Source organism: Methyloversatilis thermotolerans (assembly GCF_000372885.1).
GTDB classification, from domain to species: domain Bacteria; phylum Pseudomonadota; class Gammaproteobacteria; order Burkholderiales; family Rhodocyclaceae; genus Methyloversatilis; species Methyloversatilis thermotolerans.
In genome coordinates this window covers 2,400,158-2,420,878 of record NZ_KB889967.1, presented here as the reverse complement: position 1 = coordinate 2,420,878, position 20,721 = coordinate 2,400,158, and the positions used below count along the sequence as shown (strand labels likewise).

The following is a 20,721-nucleotide window of genomic DNA, read 5'->3' as shown; positions in this document are numbered from 1 at the left end:
GGCGCGCGGCATTGCCGTCAGTTGATGCGTATCGGCACGAACAGGCGGTTGTCGCCGCGCTGGACCAGCAGCGCGACGCGTCCCTTGGCCTTTTCGATCAGCCGCGACAGTTCCTCGGCGCTTCCGACCGGCTGTCCATTCACGGCCAGGATGGCGTCTCCTTGCTGTATGCCGGCCTGAGCCGCTGCGCCACTCGCATCCGCCACCACCAGGCCGCGGCTGACGCCAAGCTGCTGGGATTCCGCGCCGGTCAGCGGCCGGACGGCGAGGCCGATACGGTCGCGCACCGGCCCGTTGTTCCCGGCTTCGGCAACCTGTTCCGCATCATTCTGTTCACCCAGCGTCGCGGTCAGATCCCGTTCGTTGCCCTGACGCCATACCTTGAGGCGGATGGCTTTGCCCGGGGGCAGATTGCCGATCACCTTGGGCAGATCGAAGGAATCGACCACATCGCGCCCATCGACCGACAGAATGACGTCGCCCGCCTGCAGCCCGGCCTTGTCCGCCGGTCCGCCCTGTTCGACATTGGCGACCAGCGCGCCGCGCGCCCGATCCATGCCGAAACTGTCGGCCAGATCGCGGGTGACCGGCTGTATGCTCACGCCAAGTCTGGCGTGCCTGGCACGTCCGTACTGCTTGATCTGATCGGCGACCCGCATCGCGACGTCGATCGGAATCGCGAATGACAGGCCCATGAAGCCGCCGGTACGCGAATAGATCTGCGAGTTGATGCCGATCACCTCGCCGTTCAGGTTGAACAGCGGTCCCCCCGAGTTGCCCGGATTGATGGCCACATCGGTCTGGATGAAAGGCACCAGCGATTCATCGGGCAGGGCGCGCGACTTCGCGCTTACGATGCCCGCAGTGACGGTGTTCTCGAAACCGAAGGGCGCGCCGATGGCGGCAACCCATTCGCCCACGCGGGTGTTTTCCGGGTTGCCCAGCTTAACGGCAGGCAGATTCCGTGCATCGATCTTGATCAGCGCCACATCGGTTCTCTTGTCGCTGCCTATCACCTTGGCCTTGTATTCGCGCTTGTCGGTGAACTTGACCGTAACATCCGCCGCGTCCGCCACCACGTGAGCGTTGGTCAGAATGTAGCCGTCCTGGCTGATGACGAATCCGGATCCGATGCCGCGGGGTGCCGGTGTCTCTCCACCGCGCTGCGGATTCTGCGGGACGGGAATGCCGAAGCGGCGGAAGAATTCGAACATGGGGTCGTTCGGATTCATCGCCATGCGGGAAGGCTTGCCCACGACGCTGATATTCACGACGGAAGGCGAGGTCTGCTCGACCAGTGCGCTGAAGTCCGGCAATCCTCCGACCAGCGGTGTGGAAGATGGCGCGGCTGCGCTTGCTGCTTGAGCGAGCTGGGTGACCGGTCTGGCCGGGGCGGCGGCCTCGACCGGACGCAACCACTCGAGCGAGGCCGCCGCTGCGCCCAGCCCGAAGGCTGCGGCCAGCGCAAGAATCATGGTCTGACGAGACAGATGGGCTTTCATCTTTTATGTCCTCTCCTGATGAAGGGCACGCCTGACGGTGTCGGCGCGACTTGTAGCGCAACCATGGAGCGCACGCATCAAACGCGCGTTCCGGGACCTTGCATCCGGAAACAAAGCGACGGACCCGCGCAACATGGCGTTCAATCTGGGGAGCAAATCGCCCATATCAAGAGTCACATGCATTGCAGTGTGTTGCGGGTCAGCCTTCCTGCCCGCACTTGAAAACCCGCCCTTGAGCCGTCACCATGGACGGTTCGCCGAATCATCGTGAAAGTTGCGGGGCCCGGTTGCGGGGCGATTGTCCGAGCGTGGCACCCGATATAACGACAGGAAGATCATGAGCACATCCGATAACACGCGTCCTACCCGCGCAGAGGCCGAAGCGGCCGTACGTACGCTGATCCGCTGGACCGGAGACGATCCGGCGCGCGAAGGCCTGCTGGATACTCCCAAGCGCGTGGTCAAGGCCTATGAAGAGTTCTTTGCCGGATATTCGGTCGATCCGCGCGAGGTGCTGTCGCGCACCTTCGAGGAAGTCGAGGGCTACGACGAGGTGATCGCGCTGACCGGCATCCGTTTCGAAAGTCATTGCGAACACCATATGGTGCCCATCATCGGTACCGCGCATGTGGCCTATCTGCCCAACAAGCGCGTGGTGGGCATTTCCAAGCTTGCCCGCCTGGTCGAAGTGTTCGCCAAGCGCTTGCAGATCCAGGAAAAGATGACGGTCCAGGTGGCCGATGCACTGTATGAAGTGCTGCAGCCGCGCGGCGTCGCCGTGGTGATCGAGGCTGCACACGAATGCATGACCACGCGCGGCGTGCACAAACCCGGTGTAGCCATGGTGACCAGCCGCATGCTGGGTGCTTTCCGCGAGGATGCGCGTACCCGCCGGGAGTTCTTTGACCTGATCGGCCGCTCCGGCGGCAGCGCGAGCTGCGGCGTCTGAGGCGGGCGGCGCACGCGACAGAAACCCGGGCAGCGGGCACGCCCGGGTTTTTTGGACGGCTATAGATCGTTTTTATCAATCAATATTCTTTAATTTATTTGTTGGATCGTTTTTCTTGCGCTTGATGTAATGGCTCCACCCCGATCTGCCGGGTCCCCACATCGCAAGGAGAGCGCAATGAAGAACTGTCCGGTCATGACCACGACTGCCGGCGCACCGGTCGCCGACAACCAGAATTCCATCACCGCTGGTGAGCGCGGTCCGCTGCTGCTCCAGGACTACCCGCTCATCGAGAAACTGGCCCACCAGAACCGCGAACGCATCCCGGAGCGGGTGGTGCACGCCAAGGGGTCGGGTGCCTACGGCAGCTTCACCGTCACGCAGGACATCACGCGCTATACCCGCGCCAGCGTATTCGCCCGGGTCGGCAAGCAGACCGAGGTGTTCCTCCGCTTCTCGACGGTGGCCGGCGAGCGCGGCGCGGCCGACGCCGAGCGCGACGTGCGCGGCTTCGCGGTGAAGTTCTATACCGACGAAGGCAACTGGGATCTGGTGGGCAACAACACGCCGGTATTCTTCATCCGCGACCCGCTCAAGTTTCCGGATTTCATCCGCACCCAGAAGCGCCATCCGGCAAGCAATCTGCGCAGTCCGACCGCGATGTGGGATTTCTGGTCACTGTCGCCCGAGTCGCTCCATCAGATCACCATCCTGTTTTCGGACCGGGGCCTGCCGCAGGGCTATCGCTTCATGAACGGATACGGTTCGCACACCTATTCCTTCATCAATGCCGAGGGGGTGCGTCACTGGGTGAAGTTTCATTTCAAGTCCATGCAGGGCATACGGACCTGGACCAATGAAGAAAGCAACGCGGTGATCGCGCGCGACCGTGAAAGTGCGCAGCGCGATCTTTACCAGGCGATCGAGGCGCGAGATTTCCCGCGCTGGAAGGTGTGCGTGCAGGTGATGACCGAGCAGGAGGCCCGGCACACCGCGTACAACCCGTTCGACCTGACCAAGGTGTGGCCGCATGCCGAATTTCCGCTGATCGAGGTGGGCGTGCTCGAACTGAACCGCAACCCGCGGCACTACTTCGCCGAAGTCGAGCAGGCGTCGTTCTCGCCGTCCAACATCGTGCCGGGCATAGGCTTTTCGCCGGACCGGATGCTGCAGGGGCGGATATTCGCCTACGCCGATGCCCACCGCTACCGGATCGGCACGCACTATGAGTCGCTGCCGGTCAATGCGCCGAAATGCCCGGTGCACCACTATCACGCCGATGGCGCGATGCTGGCGGCCATTCCGGATCGTGGCGATGCCTACTACGAGCCCAATTCCTTCGGTGGCCCGGTACAGGCCGAGCGTTATCGCGAACCGCCGCTGCCCGCGGCCGGCGATGTGGACCGCTACGACCATCGCGCCGGCAACGACGATTACTCGCAGGCCGGCGCCCTGTACCGCCTGATGGATGCCGGGCAGCGCGAGCGCCTCGCCGCCAACATCGCGGAGGCGATGCAGGGGGTGCCCGATGCGATACAGCGCCGGCAGATCGCGCATTTCGCCAGGGCCGATGCGGAGTACGGGCGTGCGGTCGCCGCCCGGCTGGGCATCGACATCTGATCGCGATATCAGGATGAGGTCCGGCGCACGGCTGCGGAAAGAGCGGGCCGTGCGCCGGTTTGCCACGGATCGAAGCGTTACGGAATCCGGTTCGTGGATGCGGCAGAAACCATCCGATGATGGGTGAGGAGTCCGGGATGAAGAACGACGTGGAGCAGGTGGTTCGCGTCATTGCGATGCTGGGCTGGGCACTTGCAGGCGCGGCTGCCTGATGGCGGCATCATGCGGTGCACCATGACCTGCGATGCGGGACGGCCCGTTCAGGGCCTGGCGCTGTCATCTGTCCGACACAAAGCCCGCGGATTTGTCGCGTGTTGCGCAAAAGCCACAAGAGGCGACCACAAGGACCTACGTAATTTGACGCATGGCTTGCCGCTGCGTTTGGTGCTTCGGTACAGTCCGGCACACCTTCTGAAGCTCCGAAGGTGTGTAGCCCGGCAATCCTCAAGCCTCACGGCTCAATACGACCCGGGCACCCACTATCATCGCAAGAGGAGAATTGCGTAATGTCCAAGAAACTGCTTGCCGCTGCCATCGCCGCAGCGCTCGCCCCGGCCGCCGTCATGGCCGAATCGTCCAACGTGACCATCTATGGTCGTATCGACTACGGTTTTGTGTCGCGCGGAGGCACCGATGGCACAAACGGTGCAACTGATGAGCGCGGTGGCCGTACCGGACGCCTGAACGAAATGGAAGATGGTATCGCAGGTGGCAACCGTCTCGGTTTTCGTGGCAAGGAAGACCTCGGTAATGGTCTGAAGGCAATCTTCGAAATCGAAATGGGCTTCGCCGGCGACACAAACGCGACTTTCAATTCCAACCGTCATTCCTGGGTTGGCTTGGAAGGTGCATTTGGTACCGTGCTCGGTGGCCGCGTTGATGGCGCGCGCTACTCCTTCGTTGGCCAGTACGATCCGTTCAAGAACCAGACGGTGGGTAATGCCGCTTCCGTTTTCGGCGCAACGTCGAACCTTGGGCAGGCCGACCGTGCTGACAACGCAATCGTGTATATCACGCCGGAACTGGCTCCTGGCTTGAAATTCCTGGCGGCTTACACCACCTCGCTGCTGGGTGAAGAAGGTCGCGGATTCGATGGAGCCAGCCGCAATGCATCCACCGGTGTCGTTACAACCTCGAGTGCCGTGGCTGCTGCTGTTGGTCAAGATATCGAAACCGGTGATACCCCGCTGTACGCGATCGCCGCGCTCTACAACAATGGCCCGATCAGCCTGACCCTCGACTACGAAAACCTTCAGATCAAGCGTGCCAACAGCGGCAACGATCTCGAGTTCGATCTGTGGGTTGTTGGTGCAAGCTACGATTTCGGCGTCGCAAAGCTGTCCGCATACTACGAAAACGTTGAAGGTGACGATTCCGCGTCGAAGGCTGTGTCCAACAGCGATGGTTGGCTGATCGGTGTTACGGCTCCGGTCACTGCCAATATCGCTCTGAAGGCTAGCTACGTGAGCGCCGAAGACAAGCGCGCTGGCGCTGGTGACTGCGACAAGTGGGCGTTCGGCGGTGAATATACGTTCTCGAAGCGCACCATGATGTATGCGACGTACGCTCGTTTGAGCAATGATCGTTCGATGTCATGCGCTCTCACCACCGCTGGAAATCGTCGCGCTGACGTTACCACCGGTTCGGGCGGCGCCTACGGCGATTCCGGCTTCAACCTGGGTATCGCTCACACCTTCTAATCGGTTTCCGATCAGAAAGTCGTGTTGAAACGGGCGCCTTCGGGCGCCCGTTTTTCGTCCACGTCCGCGCGACCGGCTAAGATCAAGGCAGTTGCCCCGCCTGCATCATGCGTCCGAACAGGATGTAGCGGGATTCCCACAGCACGATGTCGTCGTATTCGCCGCCGGCGCTGCCCGCGGCACCTTCTTCCCGCGCGCGCAGGACCGGGTCGCTGCCGGCCTGCGAACTGTTGCCCTTCTCGTCGATATTGTCGCTGCCGTCGTCCGCGCGCAGCGTGCCCAGGTGGGTGGTCGCGCCGCGGCCATTCGCGCCATGTGACCAGATGCCATAGGCGACGGCCGATGCGGTCACCACATCGATTTCCGAACCTTGTCCGTCACGCTGCACGATGCGTACATCGCCCTGGCTGGACAGTTGAATGCGTTCGCCCGGCCGCTTCACCAGGCCCGGTGAAACGACGTAACCCAGCCGGTTGTCCCAGCCATCCAGCCCTTGCACCCCAAGTGTGCTCCATGGCAGCAGACCACGCCGGCTCGCGCACTGGCCGCCGGCACGGCTCTGTTCGTAGCCGTCCAGGGGCGATGCCGCAGGGCAGGGCAACGATCTGTGGATGACGGCATAGGCATCGAGTGCCTCGCGCGCCTGTTCCAGCGCATCCTGCGTGCGGGCGATGCGTGCGCGCAGTTGCGCGCTTTGCAGCAAGGCGATGGCGCCCGCGCTCAGCAGCGCCATGATGGCGAGCGCGATCGCCATTTCGATCAGCGTGAAGCCGCGGCGACGCGGGCTTACGGTCGCTCGCATGGCAGGGCACATCCAGGCAGGGCAGCCAGCGGGCGGCGGACCGGCTCGCCATCCGGAATCCGGATGACGCCGACCGGGCCGTCGGCGCACAGGGACTCGCACCATCGGTTGCGCGACCACCATGCATGAGGTGGTGCGCCGCCGCTCAGTTCGACGTCGCCCAGTACCCGCGCCGCTGCCAGCGAGAAGTGGGGGGTCGCGTCGATGCCGATCACCCGGTCATTGAAGTGTTCGCTGACCGCCTCGCGGATGGCGACCTTGCCTTGCGCATGATCGAGTCCGGGGAAAGAGGACCGGTCGAGGAAGGACTGGGCGCCGCCCGCGCGGCATCCGGACAGCCGGTCCGTGGCGCCGCGCTGCTGATGTGGCAGCGCGTCGCCGGGGGCGATCACCAGGGCGACCCAGGTCCGGGTACCGTGTTGACCGTTCTCGACGTCGCCGATCTGGCCAGCGAGCGCCGGATTGAGCGCCGGCCGGTCGGCCGAACCGCCGCGCCCGGCGGTGGGAATGTTGTTGCCGAAGGCCGGGCTGCGCACATACCAGAGGCATTCGCCCGCATGGTCGGTCAGCAGTCCCAGACCGAGTGTGCGCCACGGCAGTCGTCCGATATCCGCGCTGCAGCGAAAGTCCGCAACACCATCGTTGTCGAGGTCCGGGCAGGGCAGGGCGCCCGGCGAGTTGTCGTGGTTGCCGGCAGCGTTTCCGAGTGCGGCATAGGCAATCAGCGCCTCGCGGGCGCGGGCCAGCGCGCGCTCGCCGGTTTCGCTGTGAGGCGATGCATCGCGCGCCCTTGCCATGCGCAACAACAGCAGACTGCCCAGCGCGGCGATCACACCAAGCAAGGCCAGCAGCATCGCACCGCGCTGATGGCGCCTCATGGCGACGACGTCCTTTGCACGGCCGCGTCGGGGCTTACCGCGTGCGCGTGGCCTGCCGTGTCGACGTCGGCTGTCTGTCCGGCGCGTAACAGGGTCGAACCTCCGCCGGACCGGGGCATGGACAGGCCGCAGGGCGGGGCGGAAGTCGGAACCGACAGTCCCCGGGCCCTCAGATCGTCCGCGTTCAGCGCTTCGCCATTGACGAACCAGCGCGCGGATCGACCGTCTATCCGCAGCAGTCCGTCGAAGCGCACCGGCTGTCGCGGGGTGGCGGCGGGCGCTTCGTCTGCGGCCGCCGGTGCCGGCGGCCGGTCGAGTGCGGCACGCTCGTCATCGGTGAAGAACAGGCGGCCGAGCGGCCGCGCTGCGGCGCTTGCTGCGCTCAGCATGCACAGTACGCACAGCAGTTGGCACAGTGCATTCTTCATGGCGGCACGCGCGGACGGAAGGTGATCCAGTCCAGCGTGCATTGCGCGCTGAGTCCGCCCCGAGCATCGCCGGTATCGCGCGACAGGCTGCACCGCTCGATGCGCACCAGGGCCGGCACGCTGTCGATCAGGGCATCGAGCAGGTCGAGCAACTGCCCCTCGTGGCGTATGGACAGGTCGAGGGTCTGGCGACTGCCGGTGACTTCCAGTGTCCCGGCCTCGGCATCCAGAATGGCCGGGTCGATGGGTCGCCGTGGCATGAACTGCCAGCTCATGCCGTAGCCGGTGAGCGGGCGAGACAGCGCATCCAGCCGTTCCAGCCAGACCAGGCGCTGCTCGTCACCGATGAGCTGTCTCTGCGTGAGTACCTGGAGTGCCGGCTGGAGGCGCCGAAGTTCTTCCAGTGCGGCGGCGGTGTCGCGCAGCGTGGAATCCGCCTGCGCATGGCCGGCATTCGCTGCCTCGAGCAGGCGCTCGGCAGTATCCACATAACCCCGTCCCGCGGCGGCCGCCAGCACGCCCGCTCCGGCGAGCAGGAGTCCGAGCAGCGCGCGTCGCAGTGCCGCTGCGTGACGGTAGCGGGTCGCTGCGGTCTTCATGGACAAGGGAGCATTCTCCGGATGCGCAGCGTGAATTCCGGCGCCCGGGCTTCGGCAGTGTTGCGTGTGCGAGCGTCGACATCGAAGGGCGCGCGCACGATGTCGACTTCGATGCCCGGGTCCTGCGTCAGGAGCGCGCGCGCGGCATCGACCACGTCCTGCGCGCGCCGGGGTTGTGCGGCGTGTGAAACGGGCAGGCTGGCGGTCAGCAGCAGTTCCGCGCGTACCGGGGGCAGCGTGCCGGGGACCGGCGATGGAAGGCTGGTCAGCGACCATTCCAGCGATGCAGGCTGGATGTCGGGAAGCTGCGCCAGCACCGCGCCCAGCGTCTGCAGCAGATCCGCCGGTGTGGCACTGCGCTGTCGCAGTTGTTCGTGGCGTTCGACGACGCGGCGCAGCGTGTCGAGCGGATAACCCAGCTCGGGCAGGCGTGCCGACAGCGCCTGTTCGCGCTGGCGCAGGGCGGATGTATCGAGCAGGACGCGCTGCCGCTGCGCGTCGAGTACATGTGCCGACCATATGGCATGACCGGCAAAGGCCGTTCCCGCGGCCAGCGCGCACAGACCGGCGTACAGCGCGAGGCCCGCGGCATGCCGGATGCGGCACACCTGAAGGTGGGCGGCCGGTGCGAGCTGAGTGCGAGGGGGTCTCATCACGACGGCGCGTGCCAGAAGCAGCTCGTTCGCCAGCGGACCGGCATTGAAGCGGACACCGTCGGCGCGCAACTGGGCGCCTGCATCGATCAGACCGCAGCGCAGCCCGGCATCGTCCGCGCAGGCCGCGGCAAGCGCGGCATGTCCGCTTTCCGGGGCCAGTATCCAGAGCTGCAGGGGGCGATCGCGCCCCAGCATGCGCTGCGCGATCAGGTAGTCACGGACGCTGCGCGCCGCCCCTGCACCTGCGGCGGCGAAGTCGCCGTCCGGCGGCAGGCTGCTCAGACGGCAGAATCGTGGCAGCCCCTGGTCGGTGAATATCTGTCGCAGGCCGGAAAGCGTTGCGGCGATCAGCAGGGCCTGACCCTGGTGATGGCGCAGCCTGCGCAGCAAGCGTCCGGCCGCCTGGGCAATCGTATGTACGCCGCACAGCGCCACGCCCGTTCGGTCCAGTACCTCCAGCCAGGGTTGCAGCGCGCCGGCATTGTCCAGCGCATGCAACTGGATCTGCAGATCGCGCCGGCCATCGGCCAGTCTGCGCACTGCGCGCGCACTGCGGAACGGGGTATTGGCGCAGTGCTTCTGCAGTTTGAGTGTCAGCAGCGCCGAGCGGTCCGGTCCCCAGGTGTAGGGCATGCTGTCCGTCACGAAGCGTTCGTCCGGCAGGTCGCACAGAAGGAAGAATCGTGCTCCGTGCTGCCGGCGCAGGAAATCCTGGAAGGCCGGCGTTGACGCGTCATCGCGCCCGAAGCTTTCGCAGCCGATCGGTCGCGTGTTCCGGAACACCCAGGCGCTCAGCGACGCGCCGCTCAGGTAAAGAACCACCCGGTTTCCCGTCGGCGTCAGGGTCATGGCTGCATGCCGGTAACGAGGTCGTATACCGGCACCAGGATCGCGAACGCCACCAGCATGAGCAGGGCGCCCAGCACGAGTGTCATCGCCGGTTCCAGCAGGGCCTGCACGCGGGCGACCCTTTCGCGCACGTCGCGGCTGTAGAAGTAGGCGGCTTCGCGCAGCGCCCGGTCCAGGGCGCCGGTCTGTTCTCCTATGCGCACCATGCGCCGGATCAGTGAGGGGAAGAGATCGCCGCCGGCAAAGGCCTGACTGAGTGGCTGCCCCTGGTCTATGCGTTCGCGCGCGTGAGCGATCGACCGGCGCACCGCCTCGTTGCCCGCCGCGCGCTCGCAGCTTTCAAGTGCAGCGATGACCGGGATGCCGGCTCCGTAGAGCATGGCGAGCAGGCGAGCCATTGCCGCCAGTTCACGCTTGCGCAGCACGGGGCCGATCAAGGGCGTGCACAGCAGCCAGGCATCACGACGCAGTTTCGCCGCCGGGGATCTGCGTGTCGCGACGGCCACGGCCAATGGCGTTGCAAGGATCAGCGCGATAAGCGCGGGCCAGCCGGCCTGCAGTGCATCCGACACCGCGATGAGCAGCCGTGTCTGCCATGGCATTGCGATGCCCGCACTGCGCAGGAAACGCGCAAGGTCAGGCATCACGACCAGCATGAGCAGGGCGATCACGCCCAGCAGCACGACGGCGAGGACGAGCGGGTAGATCATGAGGCGGCCGGTCTGCGCAGCCAGCTCGTCTTCCCATTTGAGCTGTTCGAGCTGCTGCGACAGCACTTCGGTGAGCTGACCGCTCTGTTCGCCGGCGGCCACCAGAGCGCAGCACACATCGGGAAATGCGCCGTTCTGGCTGCGCAGGGCTTCTGACAGCGTCGAGCCGCCCTCGATGCGCTGCACGAGCGCGGCGGCCAGCGTGCGCAGGTCGGTGCGGGCCGATGTGTCGCGCAGGTCGGTCAGGGCATCGATGAGCGGTATGCCTGCGTGCAGCATCTGCTCGAGCTGGAACAGGAACGCGATCAGGGCGCGTCGCGGCAGCTTTCCTCCGCGCGCCAGCGTCGGTCGCACCCGGCGCATGCGGACCAGATCGAGCCGCATCGCGGCAAGCTGTCGATCCAGGTCTTCCGGCCCGAGCGCATCGAGACGGCCGCGGATGATGCGGCCTTCGCCGTCGGCCGCCGTGTAGGCATACAGGGTCACGATGCGCCCCTCTCTGCGTGCAATCCGGCCAGACGGGACGACATGTCGATCACGCGACACAGCTCGGCCAGGGAAGTACGCCCCGCCAGCACGGCGTCAGCGCCCTCGTCGGCCAGACTGCGCAGCCCTGTGCCGGCCGCCCGTCGCAATTCGGCCGCACTCGCGCCGGTGCCGATGAGTCCTTCCAGCCCGGCGTCGATGCGCAGGATTTCCATTACGGCGAAGCGGCCGCGATAGCCGGTGAAGTCGCAGGCCGGACAACCTCCGGCATCGCGCAGCACGACGGGGGCCGTATCCGCGGCCATTCCAAGCAGGCGCATGTCGGCCGCGCCGGCAATGCGTGGCTGGCTGCATTCCGGGCACAGGCGGCGCAGCAATCGTTGTGCGATCACGCCGATCAGATTGCCCGCCAGCACGTCCTGCCGGACACCCAGATCGAGCAGCCGGGGCAGCGCGCCGAGCGCCGAGTTGCTGTGCAGCGTCGAGTACACCTGGTGTCCGGTCATGGCCGCGCGGAAAGCCATGCCGGCGGTGTCGGCATCGCGGATCTCGCCCACCAGGATGATGTCGGGGTCCTGGCGCATCATCGATCGGATGCCGTTGGCGAAGTCGAGCCGTGCCGCCTCCACTACGGAAGTCTGTCGCATCAGCGGCATCGGGTATTCGACCGGATCCTCGAGCGCCATGATGTTCACACCCTCGTGATTCAGGTGATTCAGCAGCGAGTACAGCGTGGTGGTTTTCCCGCTGCCGGTGGGGCCGGTCGCCAGGATCAGCCCTTCCGGCCGGGCCATCAGCAGGGTGAGCGCCTGTCGCGTCGGCTCGCTCAGTCCCAGGCTGTCCAGCGGTACGATGCCGCGCGCCCGGTCGAGTATGCGCAGGACGATGTTCTCGCCGTGCAGCGTGGGTTGCGACGACACGCGCAGATCGATGGCGCGGCCGCTCACGTGCAGCGAAAGGCGCCCGTCCTGCGGGGCCCGGTGTTCGGCGATGTTCATACCGGCCATCACCTTGATGCGCACCGCCATGGCGGGCCAGCAGCTTGCATGCAGCGCGCGTATCTGGCGCAGCAGGCCGTCGATGCGGTAGCGGATGCGCAGGAAGCCGGCTTCGGGTTCGAAATGGATGTCCGACGCTTCGCGCTTCACCGCGTCGATCAGCAGTGCGTCGACCAGGCGTACCACGGGCGGGCTGCCATCCTGGGCCACCCGATTCGCCTGCTCCGGACCGTGGTTTTCCAGTTCGGCCAGGATGTGTTCGATCGATAGCGCGTGGCCGTAGCTGCGGTCTATCGCCTGGGCGAGTTCGCCCTCGCCGGCCAGCAGCGTTGTCAGCGTAGCGTCGTGCGGCAGCATGTCACGCATCACATCGAGCGCCACAATGTCGTGGATGTCGGCCATCGCCACCGTCATCTGCCGGCCGTCCTCGCTGCAGCTCACCGGAAGCACGCGGTGCTGGCGGGCGACACGCTCCGGCAGGCGGGCGAGGGCGGCCGGATCCGGCAGCACCTGGTCGAGATCTATCGAGGCGTGTCCGAGCGACTGGCCGAGCGCATCGCGCAGGATGCCCTCGCTGATGAAGCCGAGGTCGATCAGCACCCGCCCCATGGGGCGTGCGTGGCGAGTCTGTTCGCGCAGAGCGATGCGTAACTGGTCCGCGCTGATCAGGCCGCGCGACTCCAGCCATTGGCCGAGTGGCAGGCGAGCGGGGACTGCGGCGTCGTTCATGGTGCGGAGTCCGCGTCCGGACGTCCGGCCGGAAAGGACGGCGCGAGGAAGCGACGGTCGGGTATCGCGCCTGCGGGCAGCGCAGCCGTCGGCTGCCCGCCATCGTCGTCGGCCACCACGGGCCGGATGAGCACCACCAGTTCGCTCTTGCGGGCGGTTTCATTGCGCGCGGCGAACAAGCGGCCGATCAGCGGCAGTGAAGAAAGTCCGGGCACCGTGTCCTGGCGATAGTTGATTTCGTCCTGCATCAGGCCGCCCAGCACGGCGGTCTCGCCGCTGGCCACGCGCATGACCGATTCGAGTTCGCGTGTCTGGATCACCGGTACCAGATTGGGGGTGGCCAGTTCGGGCGTCGGGTCCTGGGCATCGCCCACCTTGCGCGAAATGGTGGGGCGGACGTTGAGCAGGACATGCCCGTCGGCGCTGATCTGCGGAGTGACCGCCATGACCAGGCCGACCGACACCGAGCGCGGCGTCGCGCTGAAGCTGCGCACGGCCTGGGTATTGGTATTGGCCACCACATCGGACTTGATTTCGAAGTACACGATGTTGTTCACCACCTTAAGCAGGGCGGTCTGGTTGTTCAGCACCGAAAGCTTGGGGCTGGACAGCACTTTCACGTCACCGTAGGCCTGCAGCAGGCGGATGCTGTCGATCAGTTCGCGATTGCGCCCGAGGCCGAAGGCGAAAGGCGGATTGGCGCTCAATTCGTTGCCCGCCGGGTTGAGCGACAACACCGCGCCGCCGCGTCGTCCGCCGCCGGCGAAAGCCGTCCAGTCTATGCCCTGCTGGTAGTTGTCGGTCAGTTGGACCTCCGCGATGGTCGCTTCGATCAGCACCTGACGCCTCGCGATACGGGCAACTTCGTCGATGAAGGACTGAATGCGCTGGTGCTGCCGTCGGGTCGCCCGTACTGTCAGCACGCCGGTTTCCGGATTGACGATGACGAGTGAGGGCGCTGCGGCAGTTGCCGGACCGGCTCCCGCGTCACCGGCCGCCGGTTGGGCCGCGGACGAATCCGCCAGCAGGGCGCGGATGTTGGCTTCCAGCGTCTCCCAGAAGCGGTTGCGTGCGAAATTCTCGATGCGGGTGCTCGAGCTGTTGCCGGCGTTGCCGCTTGCCGGAGCGGGTGATCCCGCAGTTCCGGCCGCGGAGCTGGTGGCGGCGATCTGCGTGTTGATCGACACCGTGCCGGTCACGTCGCGACTCATGTTGACGTAATCGACGCGGTAGCTGTGCAGCACCGGCTCGTCGGGCAGAACGACCAGCCATCGCCCTCGCAAGGTGTAGTGCAGCGGTACCTGGCCGGCAATGCGGTCGAGCAATTGGCGCAAGGTCTGGTCGGTCGCGTTCAGCGTTACGGTTCCGCGCACCGCCGGATGCAGGTCGAGGTCGATGTCGGCGTCGCGCGCCAGGGCAAACAGCAGATCCCCGACCTCGAGCCGGCTCACCGTCACGCTGTAGTGTTCCTCCGGTTCAGCCGGCAGCGCCTGCTCGACGGCGGGTGTGGCGACTGGCTCCGGGATGGCCGCAGCGGGCGCCGGCGCGACCTGCCCGGCCAGGATGTGGGCCGGCGAAAGCGGCCGCGGAACCGGTGCCGCGCAGCCGGCCGCCAGCGCAAGCATGCAGAGCGCAGCCGGTTTGCGGCACGCGAGCGATGCGGTACGGGCGAGGAGGATGAATATCCGGGCGGCAGTGGTCACCGGTGGGCTCTTTGTCACAGGGCGTGACAAATAATGCATTTGTCATTATCGGGCCGTCAAGCGCCTTGCGTGGGCGATCGCCTTTGCGTCCCGCGGCGGGCCCCCATCGGTCTGCTACAATCGTGATCCCCTATCACACGGCTGTTCTGCCCTCGTGTCCGTATCCTTCCCGTCCGGCGACACGCTCGTTGATGTGTCCAGCGTCGACTTCGCCTACGACAAGCGCCCCATCCTCAGCGGCATCAATCTGCGCATTCCTCGCGGCAAGCTGGTGGCCATCATGGGCGGCAGCGGCTGCGGCAAGACGACGCTGCTGCGACTGATAGGCGGACAGCTCCGGCCCACGGGCGGCACGATCACGGTGGATGGACAGGATCTGACGAAGCTGGCGCGCAAGGACATGTATGCGCTGCGCCGGCGGGTGGGCATGCTGTTCCAGTTCGGCGCGCTGTTCACCGATCTGAGCGTGTTCGAGAATGTGGCGTTTCCCCTGCGCGAGCACACCGATCTGCCCGACGACATGATCCGCGACCTGGTGCTGATGAAGCTGCACGCGGTCGGCCTGCGCGGGGCGCACAAGCTCATGCCGAACGAACTGTCCGGCGGTATGGCCCGCCGCGTGGCGCTGGCGCGTGCGGTGGCGCTGGATCCGATGCTCATCATGTACGACGAGCCCTTCGCCGGTCTGGACCCGATTTCGCTGGCCGTGGTCGGTCAGCTCATCCGCAAGCTCAACGATGCACTGGGCGCCAGTTCCATCATGGTGACCCACGATGTGCATGAGTCGCTGGAAATCGTCGACTACATCTACTTCCTGTCCGGCGGCAAGGTCGTGGCCGAAGGCACGCCGGATGAAATCCGCGCCTCGACCGATCCCTTCGTGAAACAGTTCGTCAATGCGGAAACGGATGGCCCGCTGCCTTTCCATTTTCCGTCCGGCAGTTACCGCGATGCGCTGATGGAGGGCAGACCATGACGCGCATCCTCCGCGCCATCGGCGCGCGCACTGTCGATGGCATCTGGCGCATGGGTTTCGCGGCGCGCTTCTTCGCCGCCATCCTGATGCGTTCGGGCACTTCCTTCGCGCGCTTCCAGCTCACCATCCGCGAAATCTTCTCCACCGGCGTGCTGTCGCTCATCATCATCCTGGTGTCCGGCTTCTTCGTCGGCCTGGTGCTGGGGCTGCAGGGCTATGAAACGCTTCAGCGCTACGGCTCCAGCGACGCCCTGGGCATACTGGTGGCGCTGTCCCTGGTGCGCGAACTGGGACCAGTGGTGGCCGGCCTCCTGTTCGCCAGCCGCGCCGGGTCGGCGCTGACCGCGGAAATCGGGCTGATGAAAACCACCGAGCAGCTCAAGGCCATGGACATGATGGCGGTCGATCCGATCGCCCGCGTGGTCGCTCCCCGCTTCTGGGGCGGGGTCATTTCCATGCCGCTGCTGGCCGCGCTGTTCTCGACCATGGGTGTATTCGGGGCGTGGTTCATCGGTGTGGTATTCATCGGCGTCGATGATGGCGCCTTCTGGTCGCAGATGCAGGCGTCGGTCGATTTCCGCTACGACATCGTGAATGGCGTGATCAAGAGCGTCGTATTCGGTTTCGCGGTGGCCTTGATCGCCGTGTTCGAGGGCTATGATTCGGCACCCACCGCGGAAGGCGTATCGCGCGCCATCACCCGTACCGTCGTCAATTCCGCGCTGGCCATCCTGGCGCTGGACTTCGTGCTTACATCCTTCATGTTCAGGGGCAATGGATGAACCGGACCGTACTCGACCTGTGGGTCGGCGTTTTTGTGGCCGTCGGAATCGCGGCGGTGTTGTTTCTGGCACTAAAGGTCGGCAACCTCGCGTCCGCTAATATCGGCGAGACATATAGGCTGCAAGCCAACTTTGATAACATCGGCGGGCTCAAGCCGCGTGCGCCGGTGAAAAGCTCCGGCGTTGTGGTGGGCAGGGTGACGGAAATCACTTTCGACTCCAGTCTTTATGTCGCCGTGGTCAAAATGGATGTGGATAAGCGTTACAGTTTTCCACGCGACACCTTTGCGAACATTCTGACCTCGGGTTTGCTGGGTGAGCAGTACATCGGTCTGGAGGTGGGTGGAGACACCGAAATGCTCAAGGCCGGCGACACCATTGCCAAGACGCAGTCGGCCGTGGTGCTCGAGAAGCTGATCAGCCAGTTCATGTTCAACAAGGCAGCAGAGAGCCCGCAAGCTCCTGCACAGTGATGCGAAGAACGGACAGCCGGAAAGAACGACAGATGAAAATCAATTCCAAGCAATCGGGTCTGGCAGCATTTCGTTCCGTGGCAATGGTTGCTGCGGCGGGCGTGGTTCTGACCGGTTGCGCGACATCCGGCAACCCCAAGGATCCGATCGAGGGCTTCAACCGGGCGGTGTTCTCCTTCAATGAAACCGTGGACAAGGCGGTGATCAAGCCGGTTGCCCAAGGCTACGATTTCATCACCCCGCAGCCGGTGCAGACCGGGGTGTCGAACTTCTTCGGCAATATCGCGGACCTCTGGATCGGCATCAACAACCTGCTGCAGGGCAAGCCGGGCGACGCACTGTCCGATGCGGGCCGTGTGCTGGTGAACTCGACGCTGGGCATTCTGGGTCTGTTCGACGTTGCGAGCGACATGGGGCTCGAGAAGCACGATGAGGATTTCGGCCAGACGCTGGGCCGCTGGGGAGTGGGTGACGGCGCCTATGTGGTGCTGCCCATCCTGGGGCCGCGTACGGTACGTGACACCTTCGGCGTTGCCGCCGACATCTACGTCGATCCGGTGCGCGATGCGGACGGTCATCGCGGCTACCGCAACACCGCCATCGTGCTGCGGGCCATCGACCAGCGTGCTTCGCTGCTGAAGGCCGAGGACGCGATCGAGGCGGCAGCGCTCGACAAGTACGCTTACATTCGTGACGCCTACCTGCAACGTCGCCGTAGTCTGATCCATGATGGCAATCCGCCACGCGAGAAGGACGACGATTCTGCAGCGCTTCCGTTTGACAACCGGCAGCTCGTCGAGTCGCTGGAACCGACCTGGAACCTCATGCTGGTGGGCGATGGTTTCGATCCGAAGATTGAACTTCCCGCCGCGAATGGCGTCCCGGAAGAGGTTGCCAGCGTTTCCAACTGAGATCCGCGGCAGCGGCCCGAGCGGTCGCTGAGCGTGTCGGGATGGCCTGTCGCCTGGCGACAGGCCTTCTTTCATTTCAGGAGTACATGATGTTCAAGTGGATTGTTTCCCTGTGCCTGGCCTGCTTTGTCGCTGCCACATCCGCGCAGAACGCGCCCAAGGCGCCTGATGCGCTGGTCAAGGACGTGACAGAGGAAGTGCTTGCCGCCCTGCGGTCCGATCCGTCCATCAAGGCGGGCGATACCGCCAGGACGGCTGAACTGGTGGAAACCAAGGTGCTGCCGCACTTCAATTTCACGCGCATGACCGCGCTGGCCATGGGCAAGGAATGGCGTGCCACCACGCCGGAGCAGAAGAAGCAACTGACCGACGAGTTCCGCACCCTGCTGGTCCGTACCTACTCCAATGCACTGACCAGCTACAGGAATCAGACCATAGACTATCGGCCCTTCAAGATGGGGCCGAACGATACCGATGTGACGGTGCGCACGCAGATCAACCAGCCCGGCGGTCGCCCGATTCCGCTCGATTACGCACTCGAGATGAAGGATGGCGGCTGGAAGGTGTATGACGTGGTGGTGGCTGGCGTCAGTCTGGTGACCAATTATCGCGAAACCTTCGCCGCGGAAATCCGCGCCGGAGGGGTTGATGGACTGGTGAAGTCCTTGCGGGCGAAGAATGCGACCGGCGCAACCGCGCCTGCCGCCCCCACCGCATCGGTCGCCAAATGATTTCGCTGGAAGGGGATGTGCTGCGCGTCGGCGGTCCGATGCGCCTGCCCGAGGCCGCTGCTTTGCGCGATGCCGGTCTGGGTCTTCTGAAGGCCGCACGTTGCATCGACCTGTCGGCGGTAACCGAGGTGGACTCGTCCGCGATTGCCGTCCTGCTGGCGTGGGAGCGTGCCGGCGGCAATGGCAGCGCGCTGCCGGTGAATGGCGCTCCGGAAGGACTGACCAGTCTGGCCCGGCTGTACGAAGTGTCGTCGTTCTGCGGCCTGGAGGCCGTCACCCTCTGACTTTCCGCGAGCCGGCCCGACGCACCGCGCCGGCCGCTCCGCTGTAATCATGCCATCCTGTCCCGCCCTGATCATCGACGGCGTCTGCAAGCGTTTCGGCGCGCTGCGCGCGCTGGACGAGGTGTCCTTCGAGGTCGAGCAAGGCGAGTTCTTTGGTCTGCTTGGCCCCAATGGTGCCGGCAAGACGACACTCATTTCCTGCATGGCCGGGCTGGCCCGCCAGGACAGCGGACACATCCGCGTCATGGAGCACGACACCGTTTCGGACTACCGGGCGGCGCGGCGCAAGCTGGGTGTCGTTCCGCAGGAACTGGTGTTCGATCCGTTCTTCACGGTACGTGAAACTCTGCGCATCCAGTCCGGTTACTTCGGCTTGGGCAGGAACGATGACTGGATGGACGAAATTCTCGCGCGCCTCGATCTGACCGCCAAGGCGGACGTCAATATGCGCGCACTGTCGGGCGGCATGAAGCGGCGTGTGCTGGTGGCGCAGGCGCTGGTGCACCGACCACCGGTCATCGTGCTGGACGAGCCGACCGCCGGCGTCGATGTCGAACTGCGCAAGGGCTTGTGGGTGTTCATCCGCGAGCTGAACCGGCAAGGTCACACCATCGTGCTCACCACCCATTACCTGGAAGAGGCGGAAAGTCTGTGCAGTCGCATCGCGATGCTGAAGCAGGGCAGGGTGGTGGCACTGGAACGCACGGCCGATCTGCTGGCGCGTCGCGTACAGCAGACGCTGCGCCTGCGACTGGGCAATGGCGCATCCCTGCCCGCGGAATTCCTGGCGATCGCCCGCGCGACGCCGGACGGCCGGATCGAGCTTCTGCTCGACAGCGCCGACACGGTGGCGGACTGTGTCGCCCGGCTGCATGCCCATGGCGTCCGCTTCGACGACATCGAACTGGACAAGCCCGATCTGGAAGACGTGTTCATGGCCACGATGCAGGATGTGCCGGCATGAGCGTGGCGCTGCGCACTCTGCTCTACAAGGAGTTGCTGCGGTTCTGGAAGGTGAGCTTCCAGACCGTGGCGGCGCCGGTGCTCACCGCGCTGCTCTACCTGCTGGTGTTCGCCCATGTGCTGGACCGGCAGGTCGAGGTCTATGGTGGCGTGAGCTACACCGCCTTTCTGGTGCCCGGCCTGGTCATGATGAGCTTGTTGCAGAATGCGTTTTCCAACAGTTCGTCCTCGCTGATACAGTCCAAGGTCACCGGCAACATCGTGTTCGTGCTGCTGCCGCCGATCTCCTATCGCGAGTTCTTCACCGCGTACGTGGTGGCGGCGGTGATCCGCGGGCTGGTGGTGGGGGCCGGGGTCTGGCTGGTCACGCTGTGGTTCGTCGATCTGCCTTATGCGCAGCCGGCGTGGATACTTTTTTTCGCGCTGACCGGCGGCGCACTGCTGGCGACTCTGGGCATCATTGCGGGCATCTGGGCCGACAAGTTCGACCAGCTTGCCGCGTTCCAGAATTTTGTCGTGATGCCGCTCACCTTCCTGTCCGGTGTGTTCTACTCGATCCACAGCCTGCCGGACTTCTGGCAGGCGGTATCGCACCTGAACCCTTTCTTCTACATGATCGACGGCTTCCGTTACGGCTTCTTCGGACAGTCCGACGTGTCGCCCTGGATCAGCGCCCTTGTGGCGGGAGGCAGTTTCGCGGTGCTTGCGGGCATTACGCTGAGCATGCTCTCCAGAGGCTATAAATTGAGGAATTGAACATGGTGACTCCTGACAGCATCCGTGATTCCATTGTCGCCGGCATCGCCTGTGACCATTGCAATGTGGTCGGCGACGGCCAGCATTTCGAAGCCATCATCGTATCGTCGGCCTTCGACGGACTGCGCAGCATCAAGCGCCACCAGATGGTGTACGCGGCGCTCGGCGATCGCATGCGCGAGGAAATCCACGCCCTGTCGATGAAAACCCTTACCCCGGAAGAATGGAAGACCTGA

21 protein-coding genes are annotated in these 20,721 nt (G+C 64.9%); 12 read left to right on the top strand and 9 right to left on the bottom strand.

The annotated features are described in order from the left end of the window. Window positions 1–17 precede the first annotated feature (17 nt). Window positions 18–1,502: a DegQ family serine endoprotease gene (locus tag A3Q7_RS0110710; RefSeq protein WP_018411873.1), complete on the bottom strand. Its 1,485-nt coding sequence runs from the start codon at window positions 1,500–1,502 to the stop codon at window positions 18–20. 337 nt (window positions 1,503–1,839) lie between these two features. Between A3Q7_RS0110710 and folE the strand changes: the two genes are divergently transcribed. The 3 genes from folE to A3Q7_RS0110690 all read left to right on the top strand — a co-directional run bounded on the left by folE (window position 1,840) and on the right by A3Q7_RS0110690 (window position 5,771). Beyond that, window positions 1,840–2,451 (top strand): GTP cyclohydrolase I FolE, encoded by a 612-nt coding sequence (folE, locus tag A3Q7_RS0110705; protein WP_018411872.1) that lies wholly within the window; start codon window positions 1,840–1,842, stop codon window positions 2,449–2,451. Between the two features lie 177 nt (window positions 2,452–2,628). Continuing rightward, window positions 2,629–4,071 (top strand): catalase, encoded by a 1,443-nt coding sequence (locus A3Q7_RS0110700; RefSeq protein ID WP_018411871.1) that lies wholly within the window; start codon window positions 2,629–2,631, stop codon window positions 4,069–4,071. A 506-nt stretch (window positions 4,072–4,577) separates the two neighbouring features. Beyond that, complete coding sequence (locus A3Q7_RS0110690) at window positions 4,578–5,771, top strand: porin (RefSeq protein ID WP_018411869.1); 1,194 nt, start codon at window positions 4,578–4,580, stop codon at window positions 5,769–5,771. A gap of 82 nt (window positions 5,772–5,853) precedes the next feature. Here A3Q7_RS0110690 and A3Q7_RS0110685 read toward each other — a convergent pair whose 3' ends face one another. From A3Q7_RS0110685 to mshL, 8 genes are read right to left on the bottom strand one after another with little or no spacing between them, the layout of a single operon-like run. Then, on the bottom strand, window positions 5,854–6,573 hold the full coding sequence (locus A3Q7_RS0110685; protein ID WP_018411868.1) for a type II secretion system protein: 720 nt from the start codon (window positions 6,571–6,573) through the stop codon (window positions 5,854–5,856). Beyond that, a complete protein-coding gene (locus A3Q7_RS0110680) occupies window positions 6,558–7,451 on the bottom strand; it encodes a hypothetical protein (protein ID WP_026224709.1) in 894 nt (297 codons plus the stop codon). Before A3Q7_RS0110680 ends, A3Q7_RS0110685 begins: the two co-directional genes overlap by 16 nt. Continuing rightward, window positions 7,448–7,879: a hypothetical protein gene (locus A3Q7_RS0110675; RefSeq protein WP_018411866.1), complete on the bottom strand. Its 432-nt coding sequence runs from the start codon at window positions 7,877–7,879 to the stop codon at window positions 7,448–7,450. The genes A3Q7_RS0110680 and A3Q7_RS0110675 overlap by 4 nt, the downstream gene beginning before the upstream one ends. Further along, entirely contained in the window at window positions 7,876–8,484 is a 609-nt protein-coding gene (locus tag A3Q7_RS20290; RefSeq protein ID WP_157278175.1) for a hypothetical protein, read from the bottom strand. The genes A3Q7_RS0110675 and A3Q7_RS20290 overlap by 4 nt, the downstream gene beginning before the upstream one ends. Further along, complete coding sequence (locus tag A3Q7_RS0110665; protein ID WP_018411864.1) at window positions 8,475–9,983, bottom strand: hypothetical protein; 1,509 nt, start codon at window positions 9,981–9,983, stop codon at window positions 8,475–8,477. The genes A3Q7_RS20290 and A3Q7_RS0110665 overlap by 10 nt, the downstream gene beginning before the upstream one ends. Beyond that, entirely contained in the window at window positions 9,980–11,179 is a 1,200-nt protein-coding gene (locus A3Q7_RS0110660) for a type II secretion system F family protein (protein WP_018411863.1), read from the bottom strand. Before A3Q7_RS0110660 ends, A3Q7_RS0110665 begins: the two co-directional genes overlap by 4 nt. Then, window positions 11,176–12,906, bottom strand: coding sequence for a GspE/PulE family protein (locus A3Q7_RS0110655; protein WP_018411862.1), 1,731 nt, complete (start codon window positions 12,904–12,906; stop codon window positions 11,176–11,178). Before A3Q7_RS0110655 ends, A3Q7_RS0110660 begins: the two co-directional genes overlap by 4 nt. Then, on the bottom strand, window positions 12,903–14,609 hold the full coding sequence (gene mshL / locus A3Q7_RS0110650) for a pilus (MSHA type) biogenesis protein MshL (protein WP_018411861.1): 1,707 nt from the start codon (window positions 14,607–14,609) through the stop codon (window positions 12,903–12,905). The genes A3Q7_RS0110655 and mshL overlap by 4 nt, the downstream gene beginning before the upstream one ends. A 154-nt stretch (window positions 14,610–14,763) precedes the next feature. On the opposite strand from mshL, the gene A3Q7_RS0110645 reads away from it, so the two are divergent. The 9 genes from A3Q7_RS0110645 to A3Q7_RS0110605 all read left to right on the top strand — a co-directional run bounded on the left by A3Q7_RS0110645 (window position 14,764) and on the right by A3Q7_RS0110605 (window position 20,721). Beyond that, window positions 14,764–15,585 (top strand): ABC transporter ATP-binding protein, encoded by an 822-nt coding sequence (locus A3Q7_RS0110645; RefSeq protein WP_018411860.1) that lies wholly within the window; start codon window positions 14,764–14,766, stop codon window positions 15,583–15,585. Further along, window positions 15,582–16,367, top strand: a complete 786-nt coding sequence (mlaE, locus tag A3Q7_RS0110640) for a lipid asymmetry maintenance ABC transporter permease subunit MlaE (RefSeq protein WP_018411859.1) — start codon at window positions 15,582–15,584, stop codon at window positions 16,365–16,367. The genes A3Q7_RS0110645 and mlaE overlap by 4 nt, the downstream gene beginning before the upstream one ends. After that, entirely contained in the window at window positions 16,364–16,840 is a 477-nt protein-coding gene (mlaD, locus tag A3Q7_RS0110635) for an outer membrane lipid asymmetry maintenance protein MlaD (protein ID WP_018411858.1), read from the top strand. Before mlaE ends, mlaD begins: the two co-directional genes overlap by 4 nt. Before the next feature lie 32 nt (window positions 16,841–16,872). Continuing rightward, window positions 16,873–17,751 carry an MlaA family lipoprotein gene (locus A3Q7_RS0110630; protein ID WP_018411857.1) on the top strand — a complete coding sequence of 293 codons (879 nt, stop codon included), beginning with the start codon at window positions 16,873–16,875 and terminating at the stop codon, window positions 17,749–17,751. Between the two features lie 89 nt (window positions 17,752–17,840). Further along, window positions 17,841–18,482: an MlaC/ttg2D family ABC transporter substrate-binding protein gene (locus tag A3Q7_RS0110625; RefSeq protein WP_026224708.1), complete on the top strand. Its 642-nt coding sequence runs from the start codon at window positions 17,841–17,843 to the stop codon at window positions 18,480–18,482. Then, window positions 18,479–18,766, top strand: a complete 288-nt coding sequence (locus tag A3Q7_RS0110620) for an STAS domain-containing protein (protein ID WP_018411855.1) — start codon at window positions 18,479–18,481, stop codon at window positions 18,764–18,766. The genes A3Q7_RS0110625 and A3Q7_RS0110620 overlap by 4 nt, the downstream gene beginning before the upstream one ends. A 49-nt stretch (window positions 18,767–18,815) precedes the next feature. Next, window positions 18,816–19,730 (top strand): ABC transporter ATP-binding protein, encoded by a 915-nt coding sequence (locus A3Q7_RS0110615; RefSeq protein WP_018411854.1) that lies wholly within the window; start codon window positions 18,816–18,818, stop codon window positions 19,728–19,730. Further along, complete coding sequence (locus A3Q7_RS0110610) at window positions 19,727–20,485, top strand: ABC transporter permease (RefSeq protein ID WP_018411853.1); 759 nt, start codon at window positions 19,727–19,729, stop codon at window positions 20,483–20,485. The genes A3Q7_RS0110615 and A3Q7_RS0110610 overlap by 4 nt, the downstream gene beginning before the upstream one ends. Window positions 20,486–20,487: 2 nt before the next feature. Next, window positions 20,488–20,721 (top strand): BolA family protein, encoded by a 234-nt coding sequence (locus A3Q7_RS0110605; RefSeq protein ID WP_026224707.1) that lies wholly within the window; start codon window positions 20,488–20,490, stop codon window positions 20,719–20,721.